This window comes from Modestobacter caceresii (genome assembly GCF_000761485.1).
Lineage (GTDB): Bacteria > Actinomycetota > Actinomycetes > Mycobacteriales > Geodermatophilaceae > Modestobacter > Modestobacter caceresii.
On the sequence record NZ_JPMX01000111.1, the window covers coordinates 50,081 to 52,020 of the forward strand.

2 protein-coding genes are annotated in these 1,940 nt (G+C 79.2%); both read left to right on the plus strand.

What is annotated here, in order from left to right; all coding sequences use genetic code 11:
* Positions 1-576: hypothetical protein (locus IN07_RS20340; RefSeq protein WP_197058583.1), on the plus strand; the 576-nt coding region annotated here is incomplete at its 5' end.
* Entirely contained in the window at positions 573-1,874 is a 1,302-nt protein-coding gene (locus tag IN07_RS20345) for a glutamate mutase L (protein ID WP_036339673.1), read from the plus strand. The genes IN07_RS20340 and IN07_RS20345, both read left to right, overlap by 4 nt.
* Positions 1,875-1,940: the final 66 nt, after the last annotated feature.

The window sequence follows — 1,940 nt, forward strand, 5'->3', positions numbered from 1 at the left end:
GTCTCCCTGGTCGGGGTGCTGCTGGAGCAGGGGCACGCCTGGCGCGATGGCCGCCTGGTCGAGGAGCCGGCCGGGGCGCGGGACTGGCGGTTCGACGTCGCCGGCCGCACCCGCCGCGGGCTCTCGGTGGGCGGCTCGGAGCACCTGACGCTGCCCGGGCTGTCGCGGTCCCTGCGTGAGGTCGGCGTCTTCCTGGACTGGTTCGGCCCGGCGACGCCGGTCGCGCACCGGCTCGCCCCGCTCGCCCCGTGGATCGGCCGGCTGCCCGGGGCCACGACGCGGGTGGAGCAGCTCGCCGATCTGGTCGGACGCCGGTTCGCCGAGGCGCCGACGACCCAGGGGGAGGCCCGCACGCACGTCGTCGCCGAGGTGCGCGACCGGTCCGGCTCGCGGGTCGCGCGGGTCCGGCTGCTCGGACCGGACCCCTACGAACTGACCGCGGACCTGCTGGCCTGGGGGGCGGTCCGGGCCGCGGAGGGCGGGGTCACCGGCGCCGGCGCCCTGGGGCCGGTGCAGGCCTTCGGGCTCGACGAGCTCACCGCGGGGGCGGCCACCGCCGGACTGCGGTCGGCGTGACCCTGCTCGCCTGCGTCGACGTCGGATCGACCTGGACGAAGGCGGCGCTGGTCGAGCTGGACACCGGGCGACTGGTCGAGACGCGGCAGGCGCCGACGACCCCGGCGGACGTGGTGGCCGGGGTGCTGGCGGCGACGGAGGGCTGGGGCGCGCCGGTGCGCGCGTGCTCCAGCGCCGGTGGCGGACTCCGGCTGGCGGTCGTCGGCTACGAGGAGCTGATCAGCGCCGAGGCCGGGCACCGGGCAGCCCTGTCGGCGGGCGCCCGGGTGGTGCACGTGGCCGCGGGCCGGCTGGACGCCGCCGCGCTCCGGCAGCTGGCCGCCGCCGCCCCGGACGTCGTCCTGCTGGTCGGCGGGACGGACGGCGGGGACGCCACCGTGCTGCGGCACAACGCCGCGACCCTCGCCCAGGCGGCCCCGCTGCAGGGGCCCGGTGCGAGCCTGCGAGTGCCGGGGGGCAGCGGGGTCCTTCCGCGGTCCGTCCCGGTCGTCGTCGCCGGGAACGTCGACGTGAGGGCGGAGGTGTGCGCCGTCCTCACCGCGGCCGGCACCCCGGTCACCGCGGCCGACAACGTGCTGCCCGACATCGGTCAGCTGGCCCCGGAGTCCGCGCGCGCCGCGATCCGGGACGTCTTCCTGACCCACGTCATCGGCGGCGAACGGCTGTCGGCGGACCCGCGGCTGCGCCGGTGGGTGCGGGCGGTGACGCCGGACGCGGTGCTGGACGGCGTGGCGGTGCTGGCCGAGCTGTGGGCCGGCACCGACGCCCCGGGCGTGCTGGTGCTGGACGTCGGCGGGGCCACGACCGACGTGTACTGCGTGCCCGCCGTCGACGCCGAGCAGGCGTCGCTGCACCGGGCGGCGGTCGGGGTGCCGGCCCGCCGGCGCACCGTGGAGGGCGACCTCGGGGTGCACGCCAGCGCCGACGCGCTGCGGGAGGCGGCCGCGGACGAGGGGCTCAGCACCCCCGGGGGCGACCCGCTGGAACTCGGCGAGGCCGCGGCGGTGGTGGCGCTGCGCCGGCACCTGCGGGCCGAGGCCGCCTACGGTCCGGGCGGGGCGAGTGCGCGTGGGGCGGGGCTGGTGGTGCTCTCCGGCGGGGTCTTCCGGCACGCGGCGCCGGCGGCGACGGCCGCGGTGGTGCAGCGGGTGGCGGCCGACCGGGGCGGGGCGGGGAGTGTGCTGGCCGGCGCGCGGGTGGTCGTCGACGACCGGTACGTGCTGGCCGCGGCCGGGCTGCTCGCCGGGGACGCACCGGCCGCCGCGGCCGGGCTGCTCACCGGCCTGCTGGCGGACTGACCCGGAGTCGCCTCAGAGGGTGTTGGGTAACTGATCCAGCGCGGTCGGTGAGGGCGCGATCTGTTC